This is a genomic window from Mesorhizobium sp. M8A.F.Ca.ET.207.01.1.1 (assembly GCF_004794715.1).
GTDB lineage: Bacteria > Pseudomonadota > Alphaproteobacteria > Rhizobiales > Rhizobiaceae > Mesorhizobium.
In genome coordinates, this window is the sequence record NZ_SRUS01000477.1 from 1 (window position 1) to 302 (window position 302).

The window sequence follows — 302 nt, forward strand, 5'->3', positions numbered from 1 at the left end:
GCAAGCCTTACTCATTGAAGCAGCTGGCCTCGGTGATGACCGAGGCCGCGCGCCGCGCGCCGGCTGTGGTGGCCTCGCCCTAGCCGGTCGCTCACCGCGGCGGACCGAACCAGCGTTCCAGCGAGGACGCCAGCCCCGACGCATCGCCGCCGGCATCGCAGGCCCAGGCGACGACACCGTCGGGGCGGACCAGCACGGCGCCCAGTCCCAGCGTGTCGCGCGCCGTGGACATCACGCAGGTGACCGACCGCAGCCAGCGCTCACTGATCGGGCCGAGCGAATCGCCGGTATCGAGCCCCAGC

Annotated in this window: 1 pseudogene; it reads right to left on the reverse strand. The window is 72.8% G+C overall.

The features are described 5' to 3' along the window. Positions 1-91: 91 nt before the first annotated feature. A pseudogene (locus EN850_RS35445) lies at positions 92-302 on the reverse strand (FAD-dependent oxidoreductase); the annotation flags it as partial.